Here is a 25,864-nt window from a genome sequence, read left to right as displayed (position 1 = left end):
TTGAACGCGATTATAGGATAAAACGGCTCAGATCTTCATCTGCGACCAGCGCATCCAGATGTTTGCTCACATATTCGGCATCAATTGTGATGCTTTGGCCGTTCAAATCGCTCGCATCATAGGAAATATCTTCCATCAGACGTTCCAGAACGGTATGCAGACGACGTGCACCGATGTTTTCGGTGGTTTCGTTAACCTGCCAGGCCGCTTCGGCAATGCGTTTAATACCGGATTCAGTGAAGTTGATGTCCACACCTTCAGTCGCCATCAGCGCTTTGTACTGGACGGTGATGGAGGCATTCGGTTCGGTAAGGATACGCTCAAAATCGCTGGTGGTCAGCGCCTGCAGCTCGACACGAATCGGCAGACGACCCTGCAGTTCTGGGATCAGGTCGGACGGTTTGGCTACCTGGAATGCACCAGAAGCGATAAACAGAATGTGATCTGTTTTCACCATGCCGTGCTTGGTGGAGACCGTGCAGCCTTCAACCAGCGGCAGCAGGTCGCGCTGTACGCCTTCACGGGACACGTCCGGGCCGGAGGATTCGCCGCGCTTACAGATTTTGTCGATTTCGTCGATAAACACGATCCCGTGCTGCTCAACGGCGTCGATAGCTTCTTGTTTCAGCTCTTCCGGGTTCACCAGTTTGGCCGCTTCTTCTTCAATCAGCAGCTTCATCGCGTCTTTGATTTTCAGCTTACGCGGTTTTTGCTTCTGACCGCCCAGGTTCTGGAACATGGACTGCAGCTGGCTGGTCATCTCTTCCATTCCTGGAGGCGCCATAATTTCAACGCCCATCGGTGCGGCGGCGAGATCGATTTCGATCTCTTTATCATCCAGCTGGCCTTCACGCAGTTTTTTACGGAATGCCTGACGCGCTGCAGAAGGTTCCTGCGGCTGCTCTGACTGCCCCCAGTTATTTTTAGCTGGTGGGATCAGCACGTCGAGAATGCGCTCTTCCGCCATCTCTTCGGCACGGAAGCGGTTTTTCTCGATTGCCTGCACGCGGACCATCTTAATGGCAGCGTCGGTCAGATCGCGGATGATGGAATCTACTTCTTTACCAACATAGCCGACTTCGGTGAATTTTGTTGCTTCAACTTTGATGAACGGCGCGTTGGCCAGTTTTGCCAGACGACGGGCGATTTCGGTTTTACCGACACCGGTCGGGCCAATCATCAGAATGTTTTTCGGCGTGACTTCATGACGCAACTCTTCGTTGAGCTGCATACGACGCCAGCGGTTACGCAGGGCGATCGCCACGGAACGCTTAGCGTTATCCTGGCCGATGATGTGTTTGTTCAGTTCGCTGACAATTTCGCGTGGGGTCATTTCAGACATGGGGGATCCTTACGCTTTGGAGTTCAATTCTTCGATGGTATGGAAGTGGTTGGTATAAATGCAGATATCCCCTGCAATATCCAACGCTTTCTCAGCAATCTCGCGTGCGCCAAGCTCGGTATTTTCAAGCAGAGCGCGTGCAGCAGCCTGGGCGTAGGGACCGCCGGAGCCGATAGCAATCAGATCGTTTTCTGGCTGGATGACGTCGCCGTTACCGGTGATGATGAGCGATGCAGTTTCATCTGCGACGGCCAGCAGCGCTTCGAGTTTGCGCAGCATACGGTCGGTACGCCAGTCTTTTGCCAGTTCAACGGCCGCTTTCACCAGGTGACCCTGGTGCATTTCCAGCTTGCGTTCGAACAGTTCGAACAGCGTGAATGCATCCGCAGTACCGCCCGCAAAGCCCGCAATGACTTTGTCGTTATACAGACGGCGGACTTTCTTCACGTTGCCTTTCATTACGGTGTTACCCAGTGTGGCCTGACCATCACCGGCGATTACCACATGGCCGTTACGGCGTACGCTTACTATTGTTGTCACGAGCAGACCCCTTGGTTACAAATGCAGAATACAGGCCCCGCACAGGATGCGGGGCGTAATGCAAGTATAGATGGGGGGGATTTTGGGGGTTTCAACCCCCAGTGGCGAGTCGAATGCAGTTTGTGTGACCAGCAACCTTCAGGCGGCTGATGGTGTTGTCGGCATTCTCTTTGCCTTTGACCGGACCAATGACCACACGATTCCAGCCGTTATTGGTGGTAATACGCGAGTTGAACCCTTCAAAGGCCAGCTGCGCGCGCACGGTTTCTGCCTGCTCAGCGCCTTTAAATGACCCGCACTGAACCATCCAGCGGCGTTCATCTTTTTTCTCCGCCGTCTGTTTTGGCGGTTGCGTTTCATTCGTTATTGGCGCGGCCGGTTGCGTTTTCGGCTGAGCGGCGGTGGTATGCGCAGGCGTTTGCAGCAGATCCTGATACGGCTGTTGCGCCGCCGGTTTTGGCTGCGCTTTCGGCTGCTGTACCGGCGCGGCTTGTGCTGTACGCGTTTGCTGCTGCTGATACGGCTGTTCTGTTGCCCGTGGACGCGGCTGCTGAGCCTGCTGCTGTGCGTTATTCCACTGCTGCTGTTGCACCTGACGCTGACGCTGCAGCGTTTGTTGGCGCTGTTCAGGCGTTTGCTCGTTCCACGGTACTTCGTTGAGCTGTGTCGGCTGTTGACGCATATCAGCCTGCATTTGCGCCAATAGCTGGCGCTGCTCATTGGTTAGCTGATCGGCATTCAGCACCTCGCCGCCCGCAGACGGTTCGGTAGGCGCACGTACGCCAGGCTGACGGCTTTCCAGCTCTTTGATGTATCGCCAGCGCTCTTCCGGTTTTGGCGGAATGCCATTACCGGTGACTTTCTGGTTTTGCAGCGTTTCGGACTCTTCTTTCTTGTGATGCGTAATGAAGTACAGACCACCGATAAAGGTCACGAGTACGGCTGCAGCAATAGCAACCATTGCGGGCGATACCGCAGGCGTATTGCGTTGTTTTTTCCGTGATGTGCTCTTCTTGCGCCGCGAAGGTGCCGGTTGGCCGCGACGTACATAATCTCGTTGTGCCACTATCGTTTCGCTGTATTTATTCGTTCGTCAGCCCGCCATGTTACTTAAGCGACGGGCCTTTGACCAGACAGGGGAGTCCGAAAGCACTTTACTTTACGTCAGTGCCCGGGTAGTACCCCGAATAATAAGCTCGCAGTCCAGTAAACGTGAGCCACTGCTGACGCTCTGCCCTTGTAATTGATCGAGCAGTAACAGCATAGCTTCACGTCCGATATCGAAACGCGGCTGTGCGACGGTTGTCAGGGGTGGATCACAAAATTCCGTGAGCGAAATGTTATCAAAGCCAATAATGGATAAATCATCAGGGACTTTCAGACCCTGACGTTTGGCGTAAGAGAGTGCGCCCAGCGCCATGACGTCGCTGTGACAAAAGACAGCGGTAGGAGGCTGCGGTAGTTCAAGGAGCTGCTTCAACGCATTGGCTCCCGCTTCATAGGTAAAGTCACCGCGCGCGATGAAATGCGGATCGACCGTAATTCCGCTGCGACGTAATGCCTGAACGTAGCCTTGCAGACGGTAATGGCACAGCGGCATATCTTCGGGTCCGGCGATACAGCCAATGCGTTTATGCCCCAGTTCCAGCAGATAATTCATCGCATTAAAGGCGGCGGTGAGGTTATCAATGTGCACGGTAGGGAGTTCCAGCTCTGGCGCGAACTCGTTCGACATGACCATCGGCGGTAAATTGCGCTGTTCTTCCACGCTGGCATCAAACGGCAGGCGCGAGCTGAGCAGTACCATGCCATCGATCTGCTTGGTGATAATGAGGTTAAGAAACGTCTTTTCCTGCTGGTTCTGGTGCGCGCAGTCGCCAATAAGCACCAGGTATCCCTGTTCTGCGGCAGTCACTTCGATGCCACGAATCACTTCGCTAAAAAACGGATCGCAGATATCCGGCACAATCACCAGAATGGTACGTGACTCATTACGCTTAACGTTACGTCCCATTGATTGGGGTAGATATCCCACTTCCAGCGCTGCCTGCTCAACCTTGTTACGGGTTGACTGCGAGACTTTGTCCGGGTTCATTAATGCGCGGGATACGGTTGCCGTTGAGACTTTCGCCTTCAGAGCAACATCTTTCATCGTAGCGGCGGCAACCTGCTTATTCGGTTTCACTCTTTCTCCTCGCCAGAGAGCTGCTGGCACAGACTCGTCCCTGGATAACCTTCATCTGAAACATTTTTATCAGATAGTGAATGGAAGCGGTTACAGAATTTTCATAAAAAGTGTGATGGATCTTTAATTTTACGATCCGCCTCGCATCGTGAGGGGTTATCCCTCGATGGGATCGACATCCAGCACCCATTTAACCTTGCGTGCATCGGGTAGCGTATTGATCAGTGCCAGCGTGCCGCTGACGATATGTTGCAGACGAATTCGTGATGGATGTTGCAACAATATTTGCCAACGATAACGACCACCGCGTTTGGGCGCCAGTGCGGGAACCGGGCCGAGCACCCAGAGTTTGTCATCAGCCAACGGGCTGGCTTGAATGAGATTCCGTAGTTGCTGCAAGAACATTGGTGCATGCTGGTTGTTATGATCTTCTGCCCGCACGATCACATGGCTGGTCCACGGTGGAAGCTGGAGCGTTTGTCGCTCGGCCAGCGCCTGTTCGGCAAACGCGTCATAGCCTTTATACAGCAAGGTTTGCAGCAGCGGATGTTCAGGATGGTGCGTTTGCAGCACCACTTCGCCTTGCTTCCCGGCGCGTCCGGCACGGCCAGAGACCTGCGTATAGAGCTGGGCGAAGCGTTCTGCTGACCGGAAATCTGCGGAGAATAGCGCGCCGTCAACGTCCAGCAGCGCCACCAGAGTGACGTCCGGGAAGTGGTGGCCTTTGGCCAGCATTTGCGTGCCTATAAGAATTCGTGCGCCGCCGCGATGCACTTCCGCCAGATGCTGCTCCAGCGACCCTTTACGGCTGGTGGTGTCGCGATCGATACGTGAAACTGGCACACCGGGGAAAAAAGGTGCCAGAGCCTGCTCAAGCTGTTCGGTGCCGAGTCCTACCGGAACCATATGCGTCGAACCGCAGGAGGGGCACTGACGCGGTATTGGGCGCTGGCTGTCGCAGTGGTGGCAACGCAGGTGGTGCTGCGCCTGATGTAGCGTGTAGTAATGATCGCAACGCGGACATTCGGCAATCCAACCACAGTCGTGGCACAGCAGCGCAGGCGCAAAACCGCGACGGTTCAAAAACAGGATCACCTGGTTATCCGCCTGCAGGTGCTGACGCATATGGGCGATTAGAGCAGGGGCGAGTCCGGCCTGCACCTGCTGACCTTTGAGATCCAGCACGTGCTGAGTGGCTGGGCGCGCATTTCCGGCGCGGCGCGTCAGGCGCAGCATGCGGTATTTGTTCTGCCGCACGTTACACAGCGTTTCCAGTGCCGGGGTGGCTGAGCCGAGAATAATCGGGATTTGCTCGCTATGGGCGCGGTAAACCGCGAGGTCGCGCGCATGATAGCGCCAGCCTTCCTGCTGTTTATAAGAGCTGTCGTGCTCTTCGTCGATGACAATCACGCCGAGATTTTTAAACGGCGTAAACAGCGAAGAACGCGTGCCGATAACAATCGCCGCCTCGCCATTTTTTGCTTTCAGCCAGGCTGAAAGACGTTCACTGTCGTTTAAACCGGAGTGCAGGACTTCGACCGGCGCATTAAAACGTTCGCGAAAACGGGCAATAGTTTGCGGCGTCAGGCCAATCTCCGGCACCATCACCAGCGCCTGCTTGCCTTGGGCAAGGACGTTTTCCAGAACGCTGAGATAGACCTCTGTTTTGCCTGATCCCGTTACGCCCGCTAATAGCCAGGCGCTAAAACTGTCTGAGGCGCTGTGAATCGCCCCGACGGCGGTGGCCTGCTCGGTGTTCAGCCGCAGACGCTCACCGGAAACCGCGTAGTGCGTACGCCAGTCGCTAAAGCCTGGTGTTTCGCTCGCCAGATCGCACAGCCCTTTTTTCCGCAGTGCCTGTAATGCGGCATCATTAAATTCCAGTTCAGCCACCTGGTCGCGCCAGATTTTCCCCTGGCGTAGCGCAGCCAGTGCCTGTTGCTGCTTGGGAGAACGCTTCAGGCTGTTGAGGTCAATAACCTGGCCTTCTTCAGTAGCAAACCAGTACCACATGGGCGCGTTTGTCGCCGGGCGTCCCTGGCGCAGTAAAATCGGCAGAGCGTGAAACAGTACGTCACCGATGGGATGATGATAATAATCAGCCGCCCACAACAGCAGACGCCAGACGGAGGTCGAGTAGACCGGTTCGCTGTCCAGCACTTCGAGAACGGCTTTCAATTCGCTCCGCGGCAGTTCACTGTGCTCGCTGACGGAAAGGACAATACCCACGCGCTCCTGCTGCTTGCCAAAGGGCACGCGTACACGACACCCGGCTTTGGCACTCAAGCCTTCCGGCAGGAGGTAGTCAAAGGTGCGAGGTAGCGGAACAGGTAAGGCAACGTGCGCAACGGGCATTGAATCATCCTGACTTGAAATCTGGCGGGTTAGTATACACATTAGTGGAGGGTAGAATGCGGATCAGTTTGCATGGGCAGGTTAATTTCTGTATGATTCGCCGCCTTTGATGCAAATTGATTGCGTCAAACAATGACCATTACCCGAGAGTTTCAGGCTGTTGATGCAGCGTGAAAGGTGACGGGGAATAATTAACATCGCGTGGTGTCTGGCGTTAGGGCTGGAAGAGCGACGCGGCCTTAAACCGAGGTTTTCCCATGAAAAAAGATATTCACCCGAAATACGAAGAAATTACTGCAAACTGCTCTTGCGGTAACGTCATGAAAATCCGCTCTACCGTCGGTCACGATCTGAACCTGGACGTGTGCGGTCAGTGCCACCCGTTCTATACTGGCAAGCAGCGTGATGTTGCTACCGGTGGCCGTGTTGATCGCTTCAACAAGCGTTTCAGCATCCCAGGCAGCAAGTAAGTTTCAGCTGTCAGAAAAAAGCGCCTTACGGCGCTTTTTTTGTTTCTGCGTTTCAGAACTGAAATATATATTGATGCATTGAATAATCTATTTTATTTAATAAGTAAAACGGTGTTTTATTTTTTCGGTAAAATATTACAACTGGTGATCTGCATCCTTTTTATCTTCTGTCTTTTGCCACTTTTACCAGTTCCTGGCAAAATACCAAAGGTTTCTGCTTTCTTTCTAAAATACACTTTCGTGGAAATATAAAATTAATCTAAAAGCCTTTTTGTTTTCCCATTTTATGGACAAACGAGATGGATTATTTCCGTTGTTGAGTGTGAAGAGGGATTGTCATGAAATTTAAATCTGCGTTATTACTGATTCCATTATTCTCTGCGGCCGCACAAGCGGGTTATGTTGATTACCGGCATGAATATTATGACGATGGACGTAATTACGATCGTGTGTATATGTCTCACCGTTTTGCCACGGGTTTTGGTGTGGCAGTAGAAGCCATTTCTCGTTCCGAAAACACGCAGTCAAATGATGCGTGGAATAATATGGAAAGTAATGGTAACGAGTATACCGCAAGTTACCAGTTCACCTGGCAGGGTCTTGTCTGGCAGCCCGGCATTGCGATCGAAACGGGCGATAATATCGCGATTTATAAGCCTTATATCCGCGTGCAGTACAACATCAACGACAACTGGTGGACCGCGTTCCGCTATCGTCAAGAGTACATGCGCAGAAACACTGACGGCAAAGATGACCGCATGGTCTATCGTCCGGAAGCTTGGCTTGGTTATAACGTCAATGACTGGATGTTTGAGTTAAATGGTATTTATAAGATTGCCGATAGCGAAGATTTATATAACAACCGGAAAGATGATTATGAATATAACTTCCGCGTGGCCTACAAATTAGGCTCCTGGGTTCCATTTGTTGAGGTTGGCAACGTTTCCTCGGGTTATAACACAACAACGACAGACGATCGTCAGACCCGTTATCGTGTCGGTCTTGGTTATAACTTTTAATCGGTAATAGTTTTCGTATCGGCTGATTACGTCGATAAGCATAGTTTGTGTGAATAATATGTCTAAGGAGTTGACATCATGTCTAATGATGGAACTATTATCGGAAATAATGAAACCACTGCCGTCAGGCCTTTCGGAATTAGAGATAAAGTTGGTTATTTATGTGGTGACCTCGGAACCTGCTTTATTCTTGGCTTAGTTAATAGTTTTTTAATGATTTATTACACTAACGTCCTCGGTATTTCCGGCGTTATTGTTGGCTCACTCTATTTTGTGACCAAACTCTTTGATGCGTTCGTTGATGTTGGTGTAGGGCGCTTATGCGATACCTCTAAACTGACGGTACATGGACGTTTCAACCCGTGGGTGCGTCGCATGAAGTATCCATTTTGCATCATTGCGGTTGTCCTGTTCCTACCGTTTGTGAATGATTTTTCTTATACGGCGAAAATCATCTACATCTGCTGCTCCTATTTCATTTACGGTTCGCTGTTATCGACCGTGAGTATTCCGTACGGTGCTATGTCTGCGGCGATTAGCTCGAATCCTGAAGATCGTGTATCGCTTTCAACCTGGCGTAGCGTTGGGTCAGCAATTGGCGGTGGGGCAACTGGCTTTTTCATTCCAATCCTGATGTACACCACCCTGGTGGATGGAAGCCAGGTGATTTCCGGGCAACACTTCTTCTGGATTTCCATTGGTTGCGCAGTGTTGGGCTTGATCTTTTTATCCTTGACCTGTCATTTAACGACGGAGCGCGTGCGCGTGGAGAGAAAAGAGAGCATGCCCGTTTCGGTGTTGCTGAAGGGACTGGCACGCAATAAGGCGCTGATTGTTTTAGTGGTTGTGGATTTGCTGATTGTAATTAATCAGGGGTTGTCCGGTACCAACATGACTTACCTGTTTAATGACTATTTCCACAATAAAGAGGCGATGTCAGTCGCGTTGCTGTTTACCTTTGGTTCCCTGGTTTTGCTGGCGCCATCGGCATCCTGGCTCACGAAGCGGTTTGGTAAAAAAGAAGCCAGCGTAGGCGCGTTGCTTTTTGCCGTGGTCATGTATGTGATTATGTACTTTGTCCACATTACGGATGCAAAGGTCTATCTGGTTTTCTTGTTCCTGGCGACGCTGGGTGCAGGGTTATTCAACCTGATGATTTGGGCGTTTATGACTGATGTTTGTGACTACCATCAGTATGTCACTGGCGATCGCGAGGATGGCACGGTTTATGGTGTGAACTTCTTTGCGCGCAAGGTTGGTCAGGCATGCGCAGGAGCGATTGGTGTCTTTATGTTGGCTATCATTGGCTATCAATCATCGTCAACAGGTGGTGCAGTGCAAACCAGCATTGTGCAGGAAAATATTTATACGATGGCGAATCTCTTGCCGGCGCTATGCCTGTTTTTGGCGGCGGTCATTCTGATTTATTTCTATCCATTGAACCGTACGGAAACGCTCAAAATGGAAGAAACATTGAATAAACTCAATGGTATTAGTAAGTAACACTGTGAGAAAAGGCGGGAGCATTCCCGCCTCTACACGCCCATTGCTGTTCTAACTATCAGTATTCCCACGTTTCCGGGTTGATACCCAGTTCACGCATGATTACCTTTGCTTCTTCCGGGATTTCATCACTGCGTTCTTTACGCAGGTCGTCATCGTTGGGTAAGGGTTGCCCAGTAAAAGCATGCAGAAACGCTTCACACAGCAGTTCGCTGTTGGTGGCGTGGCGCAGGTTGTTCACCTGACGACGCGTGCGTTCATCGGTAAGGATTTTTAACACCTTCAGAGGAATGGAAACCGTAATTTTTTTGACTTGCTCACTCTTCTTACCGTGCTCAGCGTATGGGCTGATATATTCGCCGCTCCATTCAGCCATGAGATACCTAATCCTCTTCGTCATTAATATTGAGGCCAGAACCTGAGCCCGGACCATAATTGCGCGTAGTTTATCGTAGTGGCGTGGCCCTGACACGAAGTAAGCCGACGCAGATGTACGCTAATGCATATAATTTTAACGGCTATTTCCAGTTTGCTCAATCTATACGCAAAGAAGTTTAGATGTCCAGATGTATTGACGGCTATCGTAACTATGATTACTCTGGTGTCTGACTTTTCACCGACTCAGCCAGGATCTCCTCAATATGACGCGTAAACAGGCCACCATCGCAGTGCGTAGCGGGTTAAATGACGACGAACAGTACGGTTGCGTTGTCCCGCCGATTCACCTCTCCAGCACCTATAACTTTACCGGATTTAATGAACCTCGCGCCCATGACTATTCGCGTCGCGGCAACCCAACGCGCGATGTTGTTCAGCGTGCGCTGGCGGAGCTGGAAGGCGGTGCTGGTGCTGTGCTGACCAATACTGGCATGTCGGCGATTCATTTGGTGACCACGGTCTTCCTCAAGCCAGGCGATCTGCTGGTCGCACCGCATGACTGCTACGGCGGGAGCTACCGACTGTTTGATAGTCTGGCAAAACGTGGCTGTTACCGCGTCCTGTTTGTCGATCAAGGAGATGATCAGGCATTGCAGGCCGCATTGGCGGAAAAACCGAAGCTGGTGCTGGTAGAAAGCCCAAGCAACCCGCTGCTGCGCGTGGTGGATATTGCGAAAATCTGCCAGCTGGCGCGTGAAGCTGGCGCGGTCAGCGTGGTCGACAACACTTTTTTAAGCCCGGCACTGCAAAATCCACTGGCATTGGGCGCCGATCTGGTGTTGCATTCATGCACGAAATATTTAAACGGTCACTCAGACGTGGTGGCTGGTGTTGTGATAGCGAAAGATCCGGAAACGGTCACTGAACTGGCATGGTGGGCGAATAATATTGGTGTGACCGGCGGCGCGTTTGATAGTTATCTGCTTTTGCGCGGCCTGCGTACTCTGTCTCCTCGAATGGAGGTGGCGCAACGTAATGCTCAGGCGATAGTCGATTATCTGCAAACTCAGCCGCTTGTGAAAAAATTGTATCACCCGTCATTGCCGGATAATCAGGGCCATGAGATTGCCGCGCGTCAGCAAAAAGGCTTTGGCGCGATGTTAAGTTTTGAACTGGATGGTGATGAGCAAACGCTGCGCCGCTTCCTCGGAGGGTTGTCATTGTTTACGCTGGCGGAATCGTTAGGGGGCGTTGAAAGTCTGATCTCCCACGCCGCAACCATGACACACGCGGGCATGGCGCCAGAAGCGCGTGCTGCTGCCGGAATTTCCGAAACGCTGCTGCGTATCTCCACCGGTATTGAAGATGGCGAAGATTTAATTGCCGACCTGGAAAATGGCTTCCGGGCTGCAAACAAGGGGTAAACATGAGTGTGATTGCGCAGGCAGGGGCGAAGGGTCGTCAACTGCACAAATTTGGTGGTAGTAGTCTGGCTGATGTGAAATGTTATCTGCGTGTCGCAGGCATTATGGCGGAGTACTCGCAGCCTGATGACATGATGGTTGTTTCAGCCGCAGGCAGTACCACTAACCAGTTGATTAGCTGGCTGAAATTAAGCCAGACCGATCGCCTTTCTGCGCATCAGGTTCAACAGGCGTTACGTCGCTATCAGAGCGAGCTTATCAGCGGTTTGTTACCACCTGATATAGCGGATGGACTAATTGGCGCGTTTATTCACGATCTGGAGCGTCTGGCTGGATTACTCGACAGCGGCGTGAACGATGCCGTCTATGCTGAGGTTGTTGGGCATGGTGAGGTATGGTCCGCGCGTTTGATGTCTGCGGTCCTTAACCAACAGGGGCTGGAGTCAGCCTGGCTGGATGCGCGCGATTTTTTACGTGCTGAACGCGGTGCCCAGCCGCAGGTAGATGAAGGTCTTTCTTACCCGCTGCTACAGCAACTGCTGGCGCAGCATCCGGGTAAACGGCTGGTGGTTACCGGCTTTATTAGCCGCAGCAATGCCGGTGAAACGGTCCTGCTGGGGCGTAACGGCTCCGACTACTCGGCGACGCAGGTTGGCGCGCTGGCGGGCGTTTCCCGCGTAACTATCTGGAGCGATGTCGCCGGGGTTTACAGCGCGGACCCGCGTAAAGTAAAAGACGCCTGTTTGCTGCCGCTGCTGCGTCTGGATGAAGCCAGCGAGCTGGCGCGTCTGGCGGCACCGGTTCTCCATGCCCGTACCTTACAGCCGGTTTCCGGTAGCGATATCGATCTCCAACTGCGTTGTAGCTATACGCCGGAGCAGGGTTCAACGCGCATTGAACGCGTACTGGCCTCCGGTACCGGGGCGCGTATTGTGACCAGTCATGATGACGTCTGCCTGATTGAGTTTTTGGTTCCGACTGGTCAGGACTTTAAGCTGGCTTATAAAGAGATTGATCAGGTTTTAAAACGTACCCAGGTGCGTCCGCTGGCAGTGGGTGTGCATCCTGACCGCCAACTGCTGCAATTTTGCTATACCTCCGAAGTTGCTGACGGCGCACTGAAAATTCTTGATGAAGCTGGTCTGCCAGGCGAGCTGCGTCTGCGCCAGGGGCTGGCGCTGGTGGCGATGGTCGGGGCGGGCGTCACCCGTAATCCGCTGCATTGCCACCGTTTTTGGCAACAGTTGAAAGGTCAGCCGGTTGAATTCACCTGGCAATCGGAAGAGGGTATCAGCCTGGTCGCGGTACTGCGTACTGGGCCAACAGAGAGCCTGATTCAGGGTCTGCATCAGTCTATTTTCCGCGCGGAAAAACGCATTGGTCTGGTGCTTTTCGGCAAAGGCAACATCGGCTCACGCTGGCTGGAGCTGTTCGCTCGCGAGCAGAGCACGCTCTCGGCGCGCACCGGATTAGAGTTTGTGCTGGCGGGTGTGGTTGATAGCCGTCGTAGCCTGCTGAATTACGAAGGGCTGGATGCCAGCCGCGCGTTAGCTTTCTTTGATGACGAGGCGGTAGAGCAGGATGAAGAGTCTCTATTCCTGTGGATGCGTGCTCACCCGTATGATGATTTAGTGGTGCTGGACGTTACTGCCAGCGAGCAACTTGCGGATCAGTATCTGGATTTTGCCAGCCATGGTTTCCACGTTATCAGCGCCAACAAACTGGCGGGGGCGAGCAGCAGTCATAATTATCGCCAAATTCATGACGCTTTTGAAAAAACCGGCCGCCACTGGCTGTATAACGCCACCGTGGGAGCAGGTTTGCCGATCAATCATACCGTGCGCGATCTGATTGATAGCGGAGATACCATTCTGTCGATCAGCGGGATCTTCTCCGGTACGTTGTCGTGGTTGTTCCTGCAATTTGATGGCACGGTCCCATTCACCGATCTGGTGGATCAGGCGTGGCAACAGGGGCTGACTGAACCCGATCCGCGCGTAGATCTTTCCGGCAAAGATGTGATGCGTAAGCTGGTGATTCTGGCACGTGAAGCAGGTTACGACATAGAACCGGACCAGGTTCGCGTGGAATCGCTGGTGCCTGCGCACTGTGAAGAAGGCTCTATTGACCATTTCTTTGAGAATGGTGATGAGCTTAACGAGCAGATGGTGCAGCGTCTGGAAGCGGCGCGTGAAATGGGGCTGGTGCTACGCTATGTGGCGCGTTTTGATGCTAACGGTAAAGCGCGCGTTGGTGTTGAAGCGGTTCGTCCTGAACACCCGCTGGCGGCGCTGTTGCCGTGCGATAACGTATTCGCCATTGAAAGCCGCTGGTATCGCGATAACCCGCTGGTAATCCGTGGACCGGGCGCAGGTCGTGACGTTACCGCCGGCGCTATTCAGTCAGACATCAACCGTTTGGCGCAGCTGCTGTAGTTTGCGTTGCCTGATGACGCTTACGCTTATCCGGCCTACATATTTCATGAATCGTAGGCCCGGTAAGCGGCAGCGCCACCGGGCAAATCGTGCTGGGTGATCAGGGCGTTGTATTGATCTACCAGCGTCCTTATCGTCTGAAATACCGAATGGGCGGAGTAGCGGGGGCTTTGCTGAAATTCCGTCTGTTGCCGCAACCAGGCGAGAAAATGATGGCTTGCCGCCAGAGTTTTTGACGCGCCTTCTTCAACACGCCCCTGCGTTAACAAACACACCATTTTACGCGTATCGCCTCGTTGCCAGATTTGCCACTCATTTTGCCACCATCCCTGATAGGTTTTACCCAGCAATTGCCAGGGCAGCGTGCGCTTATCGTTATTCATTTCTTCATCAATAAACCACAGCGAGGCGCGATGATGGCGAAACTGTTCCGACCATGCGGTAATCGCTGCGCCGCGCAGGAAGCATTCGTGGGCAATAATATGGTTTTTTACCTCTGGCCACAGATGGCTCAGTAGGCGGAAATGCCCATGGGCAGTAATGACCGGGCGTAAAATCGCGCCGCTGGCGTTCCGTTTGAGTATGGCGCTGCCGTACTGAATTTCGTCAAACTGGCTGCGGCGTAAAAACTGTGTTTCCCGCTGGCTGACTCGCTCAACGATATCGTCATGAATGACTGTTGGCTCAGCGCTGCCGCGCCAGCGGTAAAGCAATGATGCGCCGGCAGTGTGCGGCGTGTAGTTGCTGGAAATATGCAGGACATTGCCGCGAATAGCGTCAAAAGAGAGTAATACATAGAGTTGCTGGCCTGCACTCACGCCCTGAAAAGGGACGGTCAGGGGGACTGTCGCTATTTGTTCTGGCGGAAGGGGGGAAGTGGGCTGCGGGTGCTTTGGTGTCCAGACCTTTTTGCAGCTCCGGCACTGAACGCGTTGGCTGCCCTGGGGATTATGTCCATAGCGGATGGTTTCCTGCTGATAACAACGTGGGCAAAAATGACCGCTTTGGGCTGCAAAATCCGTTAAATATGCCGACAACCAGCTACGGAACTGTTCCTCATTAAACAGCGGGGGATAGCTGCCGCATGCCCGACAATGCAGTGCGGCATAACCCAGCCGATATTCTGGCCAGCTGTAATCTGCTGAGCTCGCCAGCCCCAGATTTTGGCAGCCATAGGACTTGCAGCAATTGATGGTGAACAGTGAGGTCATCGTATTACCAACGATTTTTAATAGTCGTTGATTTTGGCCCGCAACTATCACCGATGGATGTGAGTCTTCTCACATAAAAAAACCTTTCAGAACGTAACGTAGCGATTCTTTATATAACTGAAAGGGATTGATTATGAAGTTAAAAATGCTTGCTGTCGGTGTTCTGGTATCTTTGCCGCTCTGGGCGAGTGCCAAAGACGTTACGATTATTTATACCAACGATCTCCATGCCCATGTCGAACCTTATAAAGTCCCATGGATTGCTAATGGCTCACGTGACATTGGCGGTTGGGCTAATATCACGACGATGGTGAAGCAGGAGAAAGCGAAAAATAGCGCCACCTGGTTTTTTGATGCCGGTGATTATTTTACCGGGCCGTATATCAGCAGCCTGACCAAGGGTAAGGCGATTATCGATATCATGAACACCATGAATTTTGATGCTGTCACCATGGGTAATCATGAGTTCGACCACGGCTGGGATAACACGCTGCTCCAGTTAAGCCAGGCGAATTTCCCCATTGTGCAGGGCAACATCTTTTATCAGAACAGCAGCAAAATGTTCTGGGATAAGCCTTACACCATTATTGAAAAAGACGGTGTGAAGATTGGCGTGATTGGTCTGCACGGTGTGTTTGCTTTTGATGATACGGTTTCCGCTGCGACGCGCGTTGGCATTGAGGCGCGGGATGAGGTGAAGTGGCTGCAACGTTATATCGATGAATTAAAAGGTAAGGTCGATCTGACGGTGGCTTTAATCCACGAAGGTACGCCGGCGCGTCAGTCCAGCCAGGGAAGTACAGATGTGCGTCGTGCGCTGGATAAAGATATCCAGACTGCAGGTCAGGTGCATGGCCTGGATATCCTGATCACCGGCCATGCGCATGTGGGCACGCCAGAGCCGATTAAAGTCGGTAATACCTTAATTCTCTCCACCGACAGCGGCGGTATTGATGTGGGTAAACTGGTGTTGGATTACCAGCAAAAACCGCATCAATTTACCGTTAAGAACTTCGAACTGAAGACCATTTTTGCTGATGAGTGGCAGCCAGACCCGCAAACGAAACAGGTCATTGATGGCTGGAATAAAAAGCTCGATAAAGTGGTACAACAAACGGTAGCCAACTCTCCGGTTGAGCTGACGCGTGCTTACGGTGAATCTTCTTCCCTGGGAAATCTGGCGGCAGATGCATTGCTGGCTGCGGCGGGTAAAGATACCCAGTTAGCACTCACTAACTCGGGCGGCATCCGGAATGAAATCCCGGCAGGTGCTATCACGATGGGTGCCGTCATTAGCACCTTCCCGTTCCCGAACGAGCTGGCAACCATGGATCTCACCGGGAAGCAGTTACGTAGCCTGATGGAGCACGGCGCGGGTTTAAGCAACGGCGTATTGCAGGTGTCCAAAGGACTGGAGATGAAGTATGACAGCAGCAAACCGGTTGGCCAGCGGGTCACCGTATTGACGCTTAACGGTAAGCCAATTGAGGACGCTGTGGTTTATCACATTGCCACCAATAGCTTCCTGGCAGACGGCGGTGATGGTTTTACGGCATTCACCGAAGGTAAAGCGCGTAACACATCCGGTGGTTACTATGTCTCTAATGCTGTCGTTGATTATTTCAAAGCGGGAAATACGCTGACGGATGAGCAACTCAAAGGCATGCGTGTGGAAGATGTGAAACCGTAGTGAGGTCAGGCCAGCAGATATTCCGCTGGCCTGTTGTTTTAGCCTTTGTGGGAGGCAAACACCTCTTTTGCGGCGAACAAGCCGTTGAGTGCCGCGGGGAAGCCAGCATATACGGCCATCTGCATAATCACTTCAATGATCTCATCCTGCGTTAAACCCACGTGTAATGCCGCGCCAATATGCACTTTCAACTGCGGTGCGGCGTTACCCAGCGCAGTTAATGCCGCGACGGTAGCGATTTCTCTACTGCGTAAATCCAGCCCCGGCCTTGAATAGATGTCGCCAAAAGGAAATTCAATCAGGTATTGGGCGAAGTCTGGCGCAATATCCTGCAGACTTTCGACGACCGCATCGCCCCCTTTACCATCCACTTTTTGCAACATCTCCTGACCGGTAATAAAGCGTTCTGAAGGCATCATTCCTTCCTCTTTCGTGTGGTTTGTAGTGTGAGGATAGGGCGTGCGGAATGATTGGGATAATACCGTTTCCGTGATACCTTTTCGGTATGACAACATCGTCTTTGCACTCTCTGGACATTCGCCTGCTGCGTTACTTTTCCGTAGTAGCGGAAGAGAACAATATGAGCCGGGCGGCGCAGCGCTTGTTTATGTCGCAGCCGCCGCTGAGTCGCCACATTCGCCAGCTTGAAGAACGCCTGGGAGTGACGCTTTTTGTCCGTCATACCCGTGGGCTTACGCTGACGGAGGATGGCCAACGCGTACTTGAAATCGTACGCCCGCTATTGGCGCTACAGGATAAAACCTGGGCGGCGCTGGGTCAGTTAGCGAAAACGGGGGAGCAATCTCTGCGCTTAGGGCTAAGTACGGCGTTTGAGCAGGGTGTCTTTACGGCGCTTGAGTCCCGGCTTAATATGCGCGTACAGAAGCTACATATTGTCCGGCATGGTTCGCCTGAGCTGGTGCGGCAGGTTCGTCGGGGAAAACTGGATGCAGCGCTGGTGGCGTTACCGCTTGAGACTCCTGGGCTTACTGTTATGCAACTTGGCTGGCAAGAGCCGATGATTGCCGCCTTACCCGCGCAGTGGGCAGAAGCGACGCTGCCGTCACTCTCATTAACCGCGCTGAGCCACCGACCGCTGTTCTGGTTCAAACGCGAACGTAACCCTGCCTTCTTTGATTACACCCGACACATTTTTCGTCGTGCGGGTTACTCGCCTGCCTGTATTGAAGAGCCGCTGGAACATGACGTGCTGCTGGCGCGGATCGCGCAGGGTGACGGCCTGAGCCTGATTCCGGCCTCCTTTTCCGCGATCCAACGTCAGGGCGTGATATTCCTTCCTCTTACCGATACCGAATTGCGTATTAGCATGGGGTTGCTGATGCTGCCTGAGAACGTAACAAAATTAGCATGGCTGCAGACGGTCGTGACGCAATCCCTCATCATTTCAGGCTGATGTGAATTTTTTTCACGTTGGCTGAGTATTCCTCACCTTTAACGATGATTTTTGTGTTGACGCCAGCATGCTTTTCCGTCATTTTTACATCTAGACGTCTAAACGTATAGCAGTTCACAACACAACATATAACGACAAAAGATTGATGAGGTAAGGTATGAGCTTTTTTCACGCCAACCAGCGGGAAGCGCTGAATCAGAGTCTGGCCGAAGTACAGGGGCAGATTAACGTTTCTTTCGAATTTTTCCCGCCGCGCACCAGTGAAATGGAGCAAACCCTGTGGAACTCTATCGATCGCCTGAGCAGCCTGAAGCCGAAGTTTGTTTCAGTCACCTACGGTGCAAACTCTGGTGAGCGCGACCGTACGCACAGCATTATTAAAGGCATTAAGGATCGCACTGGTCTTGAAGCAGCTCCGCACCTGACCTGTATTGATGCAACCCGCGATGAGCTGCGCACCATTGCTCAGGACTACTGGAATAACGGTATTCGTCATATTGTTGCTCTGCGCGGTGACCTGCCGCCGGGAAGCGGTAAACCGGATATGTATGCCTCTGACCTGGTGACTCTGCTGAAAGACGTTGCGGACTTTGATATCTCCGTTGCGGCTTACCCGGAAGTACACCCAGAAGCGAAGAGCGCTCAGGCCGATTTGCTGAACCTGAAGCGTAAGGTTGATGCCGGTGCAAACCGCGCCATTACTCAGTTCTTCTTCGATGTAGAAAGCTATCTGCGCTTTCGCGATCGCTGTGTGTCTGCGGGAATCGATGTGGAAATTATTCCGGGTATCCTGCCAGTCTCTAACTTTAAGCAGGCGAAAAAATTTGCCGATATGACCAATGTTCGTATCCCTTCCTGGATGTCGACCATGTTTGATGGTCTGGATGATGATGCGGAAACCCGCAAGCTGGTAGGTGCAAACATCGCTATGGACATGGTGAAAATCCTCAGTCGCGAAGGGGTGAAAGATTTTCACTTCTATACCCTTAACCGTGCCGAGATGAGCTACGCAATTTGTCACACGCTGGGAGTAAGACCAGCATAATTAGTGCCTCAGCCCTCTTCGGAGGGTTTTTTATTGATCATTTTGATCTACATCTCTGTAACTTTAAATATAAAAGGAATGAGCTATCGAATCTGTGGGTTTTTTCGACTATATCTTATCTCTGGTGGTGTATATCGTAGTCAGAACACTGTAAAGGGAGCATATAGATGAGCATGTCCGACGATAGCCAGAACGCATCAACTGCCGGTAAGTGTCCTTTTCATCAGGGCGGGCCGGATCACAGCGCGGGAGCAGGAACGAACAACCGCGACTGGTGGCCCAATCAACTCCGTGTAGATCTTTTAAACCAACATTCCAACCGTTCTAACCCGCTGGGTGAGGACTTCGACTACCGCAAAGAATTTAGCAAACTCGACTACTCTGCCCTGAAAGGGGATCTCAGAGCCCTTCTGTCCGAATCTCAACCGTGGTGGCCCGCTGACTGGGGAACCTATGCCGGATTATTTATCCGCATGGCATGGCACGGTGCAGGGACCTATCGCTCCATCGATGGACGCGGTGGCGCGGGTCGCGGACAGCAGCGTTTTGCACCACTGAACTCCTGGCCGGACAACGTCAGCCTGGATAAAGCGCGTCGTCTGCTGTGGCCAATCAAGCAGAAATATGGCCAGAAAATTTCCTGGGCCGACCTGTTTATCCTTGCGGGTAACGTGGCGCTGGAAAACTCAGGCTTCCGTACCTTCGGCTTTGGTGCCGGTCGTGAAGACGTCTGGGAACCGGATCTCGACGTAAACTGGGGTGATGAAAAAGCCTGGCTGACCCACCGTCATCCGGAAGAACTGGCAAAAGCGCCGCTGGGCGCAACCGAAATGGGCCTTATCTATGTGAACCCGGAAGGGCCGGACCATAGCGGCGAACCGCTCTCTGCGGCCGCGGCTATTCGCGCGACCTTCGGTAACATGGGTATGAACGACGAAGAAACCGTAGCGCTGATTGGCGGCGGTCATACGTTGGGTAAAACCCATGGTGCAGCACCGGCTTCGCACGTAGGCGCCGATCCAGAATCCGCACCAATTGAAGCGCAGGGCCTGGGCTGGGCCAGCAGCTACGGCAGCGGCGCGGGTGCAGACGCAATTACTTCCGGTCTGGAAGTGGTCTGGACGCAGACGCCGACCCAATGGAGCAACTATTTCTTCGAGAACCTGTTCAAATATGAATGGGTACAAACCCGCAGTCCGGCAGGCGCGATTCAATTTGAAGCGGTTGATGCGCCAGAAATTATCCCCGATCCGTTCGATCCGTCGAAAAAACGTAAGCCAACAATGTTGGTTACCGACCTGACGCTGCGTTTCGATCCTGAATTCGAGAAGATCTCCCGCCGTTTCCTGAACGATCCGCAGGCCTTCAACGAAGCATTTGCCCGCGCATGGTTTAAGCTGACGCACCGTGATATGGGGCCAAAAGCGCGTTACATCGGACCGGAAGTGCCAAAAGAAGATCTGATTTGGCAAGACCCGTTGCCGCATGCGTTCTTTAACCCAAGCGAAGAAGATATCCTGAAACTGAAGGCGACCATTGCTGCTTCCGGGTTGTCCGTGGGCGAGCTGGTGTCAGTGGCGTGGGCTTCTGCATCAACGTTCCGCGGTGGGGATAAACGTGGCGGCGCTAACGGTGCGCGTCTGGCGCTGGACCCACAGCGTGGCTGGGATGTGAATGCTACCGCGGCACGCGTACTGCCTGTGCTGGAAGGCATTTATAAGTCAGCCCATACCGCTTCGTTAGCCGATATTATCGTGCTGGCCGGTGTTGTTGGTATAGAGCAGGCGGCTAGCGCTGCGGGTGTCAGCATTAAAGTACCTTTTGCGCCGGGCCGCGTGGATGCGCGTCAGGACCAAACGGATATTGAGATGTTTGAACTGCTTGAGCCGATCGCCGATGGCTTCCGTAACTACCGCTCCCGTCCTGACGTATCGACCACCGAGTCGTTGCTGATTGATAAAGCGCAGCAGCTGACGCTGACCGCACCGGAAATGACCGTGCTGGTGGGCGGTATGCGCGTACTGGGCACCAACTTCGACGGCAGCCAGCATGGCGTCTTTACCGATCGTCCTGGCGTGCTCAGCACTGACTTCTTCGTCAATCTGCTGGATATGCGCCATGAGTGGAAGGCGGTTGATGAGTCAAAAGAGCTGTTCGAAGGTCGTGACCGTCTGAGCGGTGAAGTAAAATACACGGCAACCCGCGCCGATCTGGTGTTCGGTTCTAACTCCGTACTGCGCGCAGTGGCTGAAGTTTATGCCTGCAGCGATGCTCACGAGAAGTTCGTGAGAGATTTCGTTGCCGCATGGGTGAAAGTGATGAACCTGGATCGTTTCGATCTGCTGTAACAGATAATGCCGGATGTCGCTTGTGCGTATCCGGCATAGTATGAATAAAAAAATCCCCGCGATTGCGGGGATTTTCTATTGGCAGGTTATTCCCACTCTTGCAGGTAACGTTGACCGTACTGGTCAGCCACCAGCAGGGCGGCATACACCTGGTCCGGAGTTGCGCCGCCAGGCATGTTGTGGATGGTTTCGCCTTCTGCACAGGCTGCCTCAGCCACAATGCGCATTTTCGCCGGGATATCCTGTTTGATGTCCAGTTGCGCCAGGGTAATCGGCAGGCCAACGGAATGACACAGCGCGGCAACGGTTTCAATTTCATCAACTGGCGCGTTTTCCAGCACCAACTGCGTCAGCGTACCGAAAGCCACTTTCTCGCCGTGGTAGTAGTGATGCGCATCCGGGATTGCGGTCAGACCGTTATGAATGGCGTGAGCAGCTGCCAGGCCACCGCTTTCAAAACCGACGCCGCTCAGATAGGTGTTAGCTTCAATAACGCGCTCCAGTGCTGGAGTCACCACGTGCTGCTCGGCTGCCAGCATCGCTTTTTCACCTTCTTCGATCAGCGTATTAAAGCACAGCTCTGCCAGCGCCAGCGCCGCCTGAGTACACTGACCGCCCGCCATGGTGGTTGCGCCGCTACGTGAACAGGCACGGGCTTCGAACCAGGTCGCCAGCGCATCGCCAATACCCGCAGCTAACAGACGCGCCGGTGCGCCCGCGACAATTTTAGTATCAACAATGACCCTGTCCGGGTTGTTGGGCAGCAGCAGATAGCGATCGAATTCACCGGCATCGGTGTAAATGACGGACAGCGCGCTGCACGGCGCATCGGTAGAGGCGATGGTTGGGGCAATGGCGACAGGCACGCCCATAAAGTGCGCCAGCGCTTTGGCGGTATCCAGCGTTTTACCGCCGCCAATACCAAGTACTGCGCCACACTGCGCTTTTTCCGCTACGCCGCGCAGACGGTCGATTTCGTTTTGTGAACATTCGCCGCCAAACGGTGCAATTTCCAGCGCCAGTCCGGCATCCTGAAAGCTTTTTTCCAGTGCGCTCTGGGCAAAGCCTAAGACAAACTTGTCCCCAACGACCAGCCAGCGTTCTGCCAGTGGTTTGAGGTAGCTGCCAAGACGGGTAATAACATCGGCACCCTGGATGTACTTACCAGGTGATTGAATAATGCGATCCATACTTTATTTCCCTCACAGGTTGATGTGACCAAATGCGTTGTTCCAGTCCTGCTCAAACTTCTCTATTGCTGACTCTACCGCAGGGGTATTGAGCATTTGTTGCGCTACGTCTAATGGCAGGGTGATAGCTTCACATCCTGCCAGTAAGCAATCCAGCGCCTGACGCGGGGTTTTAAAGCTGGCTGCCAGTACCATGCTGTTTGGCGCATGCAGCTCCAGTAACGTTTGCAGTTCCTGTACTGTGCGAATCCCGTCGCCGCCCTGTGCGTCGATACGGTTAACGTAAGGCGCGATATATTTAGCTCCTGCCAGCGCAGCCAGTAGCCCCTGAGAAGCACTGTAAACGGCGGTTCCCAGCGTGGTGATACCCTCTTTTTTCAGCATCTTAATCGCGGCCAGACCTTCGGATGTCACCGGGATTTTCACTACCAGACCAGGCACCGCGTTGCTCAGGCGTTTGGCTTCTTCCACCATGCCCTGTGCGTCTCGGCTCATGGTTTGGGCAAACAAAATACCCTCTTCGCCGATGGCGTTTTGCAGGCGTGGCAGTACATCCCAGATGGATTCTTTGCTTGCCGCCACAATGCTTGGGTTGGTGGTAACACCCGCGATAGGGAAGATGCGTGCCAGACGTTCAACTTCCGCGACGTTGGCGGTATCAAGGTAAAGTTCCATACAAAAACATCCTCTTTAAAGTTCAAGTTCATGTTGCAACAGGCTGGCGATAGCGTCGGCTGAGGCGGCACTAACCAGCGCGTTACGGAATTCTTCATGCATAATGCGGCGCGCCAGACGCGAGAAAATACGCATATGCTGATCGCCTGCGGCATGTTTGTTGAGCGTCAGCATAATAATGAACTGTGCATCATCATCACCCCAACGTACCGGCGCTTGCAGGCGCGCTACGCTGATGGTGGACTGCTCAATATGTTCGGATTTGCTGTGTGGAATGGCGAAGCTAAAACCTAATCCGGTAGAGAAGACGGCTTCGCGTGCCCACAGGTCTGCTTCCAGTTTACGTGGATAGCGGCAACGGCCTGCCAGCAGGAGGTTATCGGTCATCCCTTTGATGACCTCTTCTTTACTACGCCAGTCGCTGTCCAGTGTGATGCATTCGGCGGTAACCAGAGGTGTATCTTGTTGGGTCATGCGGAACTGAGCCAGCAGATGTTCGACCTCCAGCGAGGTTCGACAAGCCATCGCTTGATTCAGCAATTGACGGCAGGCACGGCTGTCGAGTTGTGCCATCCGCGCTTTGGCGGCGGGAATGGAGGGAGCGCTCATACTGATCTCGTCCAGACCCAGTCCCACCAGCAATGGCAGCACCGAACCTTTGGCACCCAGTTCGCCGCACAGGCCAATCCATTTCCCCTGCCGATGTACTGCCTGCACGGCGTAATCCAGCGCGCGCAGGAAGGCCGGATTCAGGCTGTTGTAGTGGCGGGTAACTTTGGCGTTGTCACGGTCGACCGCCAGCAGGTATTGCGTCAGGTCATTGCTGCCAATACTAAAGAAATCAATCTCTTCACAGCATTGGTCAATGATGAACATCACAGACGGAACCTCCAGCATAATACCGAGCTGGATCTTCTCATCAAACGGAATGTGTTCACTTCGCAGTTGCTGCTTGGCTTCTGCCAGTTTCTCTTTGACCCACAGGATCTCTTCCATCGAGGAGATCATTGGGATCATGATTTTCAGGCTACCGTGCGCTGAGGCGCGCAGGATCGATCGCAGTTGCGTAGTAAACAACGTGGCATATTCTTCATAAATACGCACCGCGCGATAACCGAGAAATGGGTTGGTCTCAGCAGGAATATTCAGATAATCAACGGGTTTATCACCGCCGATATCCATGGTGCGTACAATAATGCTGCGTCCCTTTGCGGGTTCCAGCGCCTGGCAGAAAATGTTGTATAGTTCGTTCTCATCCGGGGCGCAGGTACGGTCCATATACAGCATTTCCGTACGGAACAGGCCAACCGCTTCCGCACCGTTACTAAAGGCTGCTTGTGCTTCCACGGAGTGGGCGATGTTGGCGGCGACTTCCATACGGATGCCATCAGCCGTGCGTGCCTCCTGGGTCAGCCAGATACGTTGCTGTTCCCGAATGGCATCCTGGATACGGGTTTCTTGCTGATAATAACGTACGATGGATTCATCAGGAGCAACGACGACTGCTCCTGCGTTACCATCGATATAAACCGTTTGCTGTAGCCATGGCATCAAAGATTCAATATCTACGCCAACCAGCGTAGGGATGTTGAATGACCGGGCGAGAATCACCGTGTGTGACGTAGTACCACCGCTTTTTAACAGCAAGCCTTTCAGCAATGTTTTGTCCAGTTCGAGGAACTGGCTCGGTGTTAGCTCATCCGCCATGCAAACCGTAGGCTGGGTCAGTTTTCCCGGTGCAGGGAAGCGCTGTTCCCCATAAATTTGCTGCAGAAGCTGGAAGCAAACATCGCGTACATCCAGTGCACGCTCCTGTAAATAACTGCTGCTTGAACGGGCGAATTCATCACAAAAATGTCCGGCACTTTCGACAACCGCCTGGGCGCAGCTTAACCCGCGTGATACGCCAGCGAGCAGGTGCTGGCGCAGTGAGAGGTCGCTTGCCAGCGAGCGGTGTGCTTCCAGAATCGCACTGGTAGCGCCGTCGCTGTCGAGTAATCGAAACTCAATATTTTTCATCAACAGCGTTAAACCGTTATCCAGTGCCGCTTGCTCGGTTTCAATATCTTGAGCGGATGGAAGGTTACTGAGCGCGTTAAGATCCAGCGAAGAAAGCAGACTCAGAACGCCCCCTGCGCTGCCGCTGCAGACGGTGCGAGCGCGGAAAAGCTGTGGATTTAAATGGGTGAGCGATGCCGGAAGTGGCTCCAGCTCGTTGTTTTTGGCTTCCGCTAGCGGTGCATCGCAGTGCGGAAATTCATTTCGTAACCATTGGCTCAGATGCTGGTGGGCTGCCTGTTCATCTGTACCGGAAATCAGCAACTGGCAGCTATCACCCGCCAGAGTATCGGTGCCAATCAGCGATAGTGCGCTCTTAGCGTTGCCCTTACGTTCGGTACGCAGGTTGTGCCACTCAATGTGTGAGGTAAAGGTGTTGCACTGCGTTTCTATGTGGCTTGCCGGGCGTGCATGTACGCCATTGGGTAGCTCACAGGTAAATTCCACAATCAGGGCCATAGCCTCATCTCCCATAACGATTTCTCGCTACAGGATAAAAGGGCAACGCCTGAGCCTGCCATGTGACAAATCTGCCAAAAACTGGATAAATGTAATGTAACTATCAAAGTGAGACATCCCTCA

General features: G+C 53.0%; 20 protein-coding genes. 9 read left to right on the top strand and 11 right to left on the bottom strand.

Going from position 1 to position 25,864, the window contains the following annotated elements; translation table 11 throughout:
- Positions 1 to 10: 10 nt before the first annotated feature.
- The 5 genes from hslU to priA form a co-directional block, all read right to left on the bottom strand.
- Positions 11 to 1,342: an ATP-dependent protease ATPase subunit HslU gene (hslU, locus tag OGX86_RS01340; RefSeq protein WP_003028803.1), complete on the bottom strand. Its 1,332-nt coding sequence runs from the start codon at positions 1,340 to 1,342 to the stop codon at positions 11 to 13.
- 9 nt (positions 1,343 to 1,351) lie between these two features.
- Positions 1,352 to 1,882, bottom strand: coding sequence for an ATP-dependent protease subunit HslV (hslV, locus tag OGX86_RS01335; RefSeq protein ID WP_003028805.1), 531 nt, complete (start codon positions 1,880 to 1,882; stop codon positions 1,352 to 1,354).
- A 91-nt stretch (positions 1,883 to 1,973) separates the two neighbouring features.
- On the bottom strand, positions 1,974 to 2,948 hold the full coding sequence (gene ftsN, locus OGX86_RS01330) for a cell division protein FtsN (protein WP_071692614.1): 975 nt from the start codon (positions 2,946 to 2,948) through the stop codon (positions 1,974 to 1,976).
- A gap of 93 nt (positions 2,949 to 3,041) precedes the next feature.
- Positions 3,042 to 4,067, bottom strand: a complete 1,026-nt coding sequence (cytR, locus tag OGX86_RS01325; protein WP_003825179.1) for a DNA-binding transcriptional regulator CytR — start codon at positions 4,065 to 4,067, stop codon at positions 3,042 to 3,044.
- A 156-nt stretch (positions 4,068 to 4,223) separates the two neighbouring features.
- Positions 4,224 to 6,422, bottom strand: a complete 2,199-nt coding sequence (gene priA / locus OGX86_RS01320) for a primosomal protein N' (protein ID WP_286639080.1) — start codon at positions 6,420 to 6,422, stop codon at positions 4,224 to 4,226.
- Between the two features lie 257 nt (positions 6,423 to 6,679).
- Between priA and rpmE the strand changes: the two genes are divergently transcribed.
- From rpmE to OGX86_RS01305, 3 genes are all read left to right on the top strand, one after another.
- Entirely contained in the window at positions 6,680 to 6,892 is a 213-nt protein-coding gene (rpmE, locus tag OGX86_RS01315) for a 50S ribosomal protein L31 (RefSeq protein ID WP_008787040.1), read from the top strand.
- A gap of 338 nt (positions 6,893 to 7,230) precedes the next feature.
- Positions 7,231 to 7,911, top strand: coding sequence for an oligogalacturonate-specific porin KdgM family protein (locus OGX86_RS01310; protein WP_003825173.1), 681 nt, complete (start codon positions 7,231 to 7,233; stop codon positions 7,909 to 7,911).
- A gap of 78 nt (positions 7,912 to 7,989) precedes the next feature.
- On the top strand, positions 7,990 to 9,414 hold the full coding sequence (locus OGX86_RS01305) for an MFS transporter (protein WP_286639078.1): 1,425 nt from the start codon (positions 7,990 to 7,992) through the stop codon (positions 9,412 to 9,414).
- Between the two features lie 58 nt (positions 9,415 to 9,472).
- Here OGX86_RS01305 and metJ read toward each other — a convergent pair whose 3' ends face one another.
- On the bottom strand, positions 9,473 to 9,790 hold the full coding sequence (metJ, locus tag OGX86_RS01300) for a met regulon transcriptional regulator MetJ (RefSeq protein ID WP_003825168.1): 318 nt from the start codon (positions 9,788 to 9,790) through the stop codon (positions 9,473 to 9,475).
- A 265-nt stretch (positions 9,791 to 10,055) separates the two neighbouring features.
- Here metJ and metB point away from each other — a divergent pair, with 265 nt between their 5' ends.
- Together metB and OGX86_RS01290 are read left to right on the top strand one after the other, a co-directional pair.
- Entirely contained in the window at positions 10,056 to 11,216 is a 1,161-nt protein-coding gene (gene metB / locus OGX86_RS01295; RefSeq protein ID WP_100271674.1) for a cystathionine gamma-synthase, read from the top strand.
- A gap of 2 nt (positions 11,217 to 11,218) precedes the next feature.
- Positions 11,219 to 13,651, top strand: a complete 2,433-nt coding sequence (locus OGX86_RS01290; protein WP_048215182.1) for a bifunctional aspartate kinase/homoserine dehydrogenase II — start codon at positions 11,219 to 11,221, stop codon at positions 13,649 to 13,651.
- 44 nt (positions 13,652 to 13,695) lie between these two features.
- Here the strand turns inward: OGX86_RS01290 and OGX86_RS01285 are convergent, their stop codons facing one another.
- Complete coding sequence (locus tag OGX86_RS01285) at positions 13,696 to 14,862, bottom strand: cytoplasmic protein (RefSeq protein WP_284106344.1); 1,167 nt, start codon at positions 14,860 to 14,862, stop codon at positions 13,696 to 13,698.
- Positions 14,863 to 14,995: 133 nt separating this feature from the next.
- Here OGX86_RS01285 and OGX86_RS01280 point away from each other — a divergent pair, with 133 nt between their 5' ends.
- A complete protein-coding gene (locus OGX86_RS01280; protein WP_128317575.1) occupies positions 14,996 to 16,552 on the top strand; it encodes a bifunctional metallophosphatase/5'-nucleotidase in 1,557 nt (518 codons plus the stop codon).
- 38 nt (positions 16,553 to 16,590) lie between these two features.
- On the opposite strand, the gene OGX86_RS01275 is transcribed toward OGX86_RS01280, so the two are convergent.
- Positions 16,591 to 16,968: a carboxymuconolactone decarboxylase family protein gene (locus tag OGX86_RS01275; protein ID WP_048227742.1), complete on the bottom strand. Its 378-nt coding sequence runs from the start codon at positions 16,966 to 16,968 to the stop codon at positions 16,591 to 16,593.
- An 89-nt stretch (positions 16,969 to 17,057) separates the two neighbouring features.
- Between OGX86_RS01275 and OGX86_RS01270 the strand changes: the two genes are divergently transcribed.
- The 3 genes from OGX86_RS01270 to katG all read left to right on the top strand — a co-directional run bounded on the left by OGX86_RS01270 (position 17,058) and on the right by katG (position 21,359).
- Positions 17,058 to 17,966 carry a LysR family transcriptional regulator gene (locus OGX86_RS01270; RefSeq protein WP_286639074.1) on the top strand — a complete coding sequence of 303 codons (909 nt, stop codon included), beginning with the start codon at positions 17,058 to 17,060 and terminating at the stop codon, positions 17,964 to 17,966.
- Positions 17,967 to 18,123: 157 nt separating this feature from the next.
- Positions 18,124 to 19,011 (top strand): methylenetetrahydrofolate reductase, encoded by an 888-nt coding sequence (gene metF, locus OGX86_RS01265; protein ID WP_008787045.1) that lies wholly within the window; start codon positions 18,124 to 18,126, stop codon positions 19,009 to 19,011.
- 167 nt (positions 19,012 to 19,178) lie between these two features.
- A complete protein-coding gene (katG, locus tag OGX86_RS01260; RefSeq protein ID WP_032945632.1) occupies positions 19,179 to 21,359 on the top strand; it encodes a catalase/peroxidase HPI in 2,181 nt (726 codons plus the stop codon).
- A gap of 86 nt (positions 21,360 to 21,445) precedes the next feature.
- On the opposite strand, the gene gldA is transcribed toward katG, so the two are convergent.
- Genes gldA through ptsP form a run of 3 tightly spaced genes read right to left on the bottom strand, consistent with a single transcriptional unit; the run spans position 21,446 to position 25,741 of the window.
- Positions 21,446 to 22,549 (bottom strand): bifunctional L-1,2-propanediol dehydrogenase/glycerol dehydrogenase, encoded by a 1,104-nt coding sequence (gene gldA, locus OGX86_RS01255; protein ID WP_006686227.1) that lies wholly within the window; start codon positions 22,547 to 22,549, stop codon positions 21,446 to 21,448.
- Positions 22,550 to 22,561: 12 nt separating this feature from the next.
- Entirely contained in the window at positions 22,562 to 23,224 is a 663-nt protein-coding gene (gene fsa / locus OGX86_RS01250) for a fructose-6-phosphate aldolase (RefSeq protein ID WP_003825157.1), read from the bottom strand.
- A gap of 15 nt (positions 23,225 to 23,239) precedes the next feature.
- Positions 23,240 to 25,741, bottom strand: coding sequence for a phosphoenolpyruvate--protein phosphotransferase (gene ptsP, locus OGX86_RS01245; protein ID WP_128317578.1), 2,502 nt, complete (start codon positions 25,739 to 25,741; stop codon positions 23,240 to 23,242).
- Positions 25,742 to 25,864 lie beyond the last annotated feature (123 nt).

Source organism: Citrobacter sp. Cpo040 (assembly GCF_030332915.1).
Lineage (GTDB): Bacteria > Pseudomonadota > Gammaproteobacteria > Enterobacterales > Enterobacteriaceae > Citrobacter > Citrobacter portucalensis.
Note: the sequence above shows the minus strand (reverse complement) of the source record. Positions and strands in the feature narration are given on the sequence as shown.

What these genes read in the sequence shown, in the direction of transcription:
- OGX86_RS01310 (WP_003825173.1), top strand. Translation starts at nt 7,231, where the DNA reads ATGAAATTTAAATCTGCGTTATTACTGATTCCATTATTCTCTGCGGCC.
- OGX86_RS01270 (WP_286639074.1), top strand. Translation starts at nt 17,058, where the DNA reads ATGACAACATCGTCTTTGCACTCTCTGGACATTCGCCTGCTGCGTTAC.
- OGX86_RS01290 (WP_048215182.1), top strand. Translation starts at nt 11,219, where the DNA reads ATGAGTGTGATTGCGCAGGCAGGGGCGAAGGGTCGTCAACTGCACAAA.
- metB (WP_100271674.1), top strand. Translation starts at nt 10,056, where the DNA reads ATGACGCGTAAACAGGCCACCATCGCAGTGCGTAGCGGGTTAAATGAC.
- metF (WP_008787045.1), top strand. Translation starts at nt 18,124, where the DNA reads ATGAGCTTTTTTCACGCCAACCAGCGGGAAGCGCTGAATCAGAGTCTG.
- hslU (WP_003028803.1), bottom strand. Translation starts at nt 1,342, where the DNA reads ATGTCTGAAATGACCCCACGCGAAATTGTCAGCGAACTGAACAAACAC.
- OGX86_RS01305 (WP_286639078.1), top strand. Translation starts at nt 7,990, where the DNA reads ATGTCTAATGATGGAACTATTATCGGAAATAATGAAACCACTGCCGTC.
- metJ (WP_003825168.1), bottom strand. Translation starts at nt 9,790, where the DNA reads ATGGCTGAATGGAGCGGCGAATATATCAGCCCATACGCTGAGCACGGT.
- rpmE (WP_008787040.1), top strand. Translation starts at nt 6,680, where the DNA reads ATGAAAAAAGATATTCACCCGAAATACGAAGAAATTACTGCAAACTGC.
- priA (WP_286639080.1), bottom strand. Translation starts at nt 6,422, where the DNA reads ATGCCCGTTGCGCACGTTGCCTTACCTGTTCCGCTACCTCGCACCTTT.
- katG (WP_032945632.1), top strand. Translation starts at nt 19,179, where the DNA reads ATGAGCATGTCCGACGATAGCCAGAACGCATCAACTGCCGGTAAGTGT.
- gldA (WP_006686227.1), bottom strand. Translation starts at nt 22,549, where the DNA reads ATGGATCGCATTATTCAATCACCTGGTAAGTACATCCAGGGTGCCGAT.
- ptsP (WP_128317578.1), bottom strand. Translation starts at nt 25,741, where the DNA reads ATGGCCCTGATTGTGGAATTTACCTGTGAGCTACCCAATGGCGTACAT.
- OGX86_RS01275 (WP_048227742.1), bottom strand. Translation starts at nt 16,968, where the DNA reads ATGCCTTCAGAACGCTTTATTACCGGTCAGGAGATGTTGCAAAAAGTG.
- fsa (WP_003825157.1), bottom strand. Translation starts at nt 23,224, where the DNA reads ATGGAACTTTACCTTGATACCGCCAACGTCGCGGAAGTTGAACGTCTG.
- OGX86_RS01285 (WP_284106344.1), bottom strand. Translation starts at nt 14,862, where the DNA reads ATGACCTCACTGTTCACCATCAATTGCTGCAAGTCCTATGGCTGCCAA.
- OGX86_RS01280 (WP_128317575.1), top strand. Translation starts at nt 14,996, where the DNA reads ATGAAGTTAAAAATGCTTGCTGTCGGTGTTCTGGTATCTTTGCCGCTC.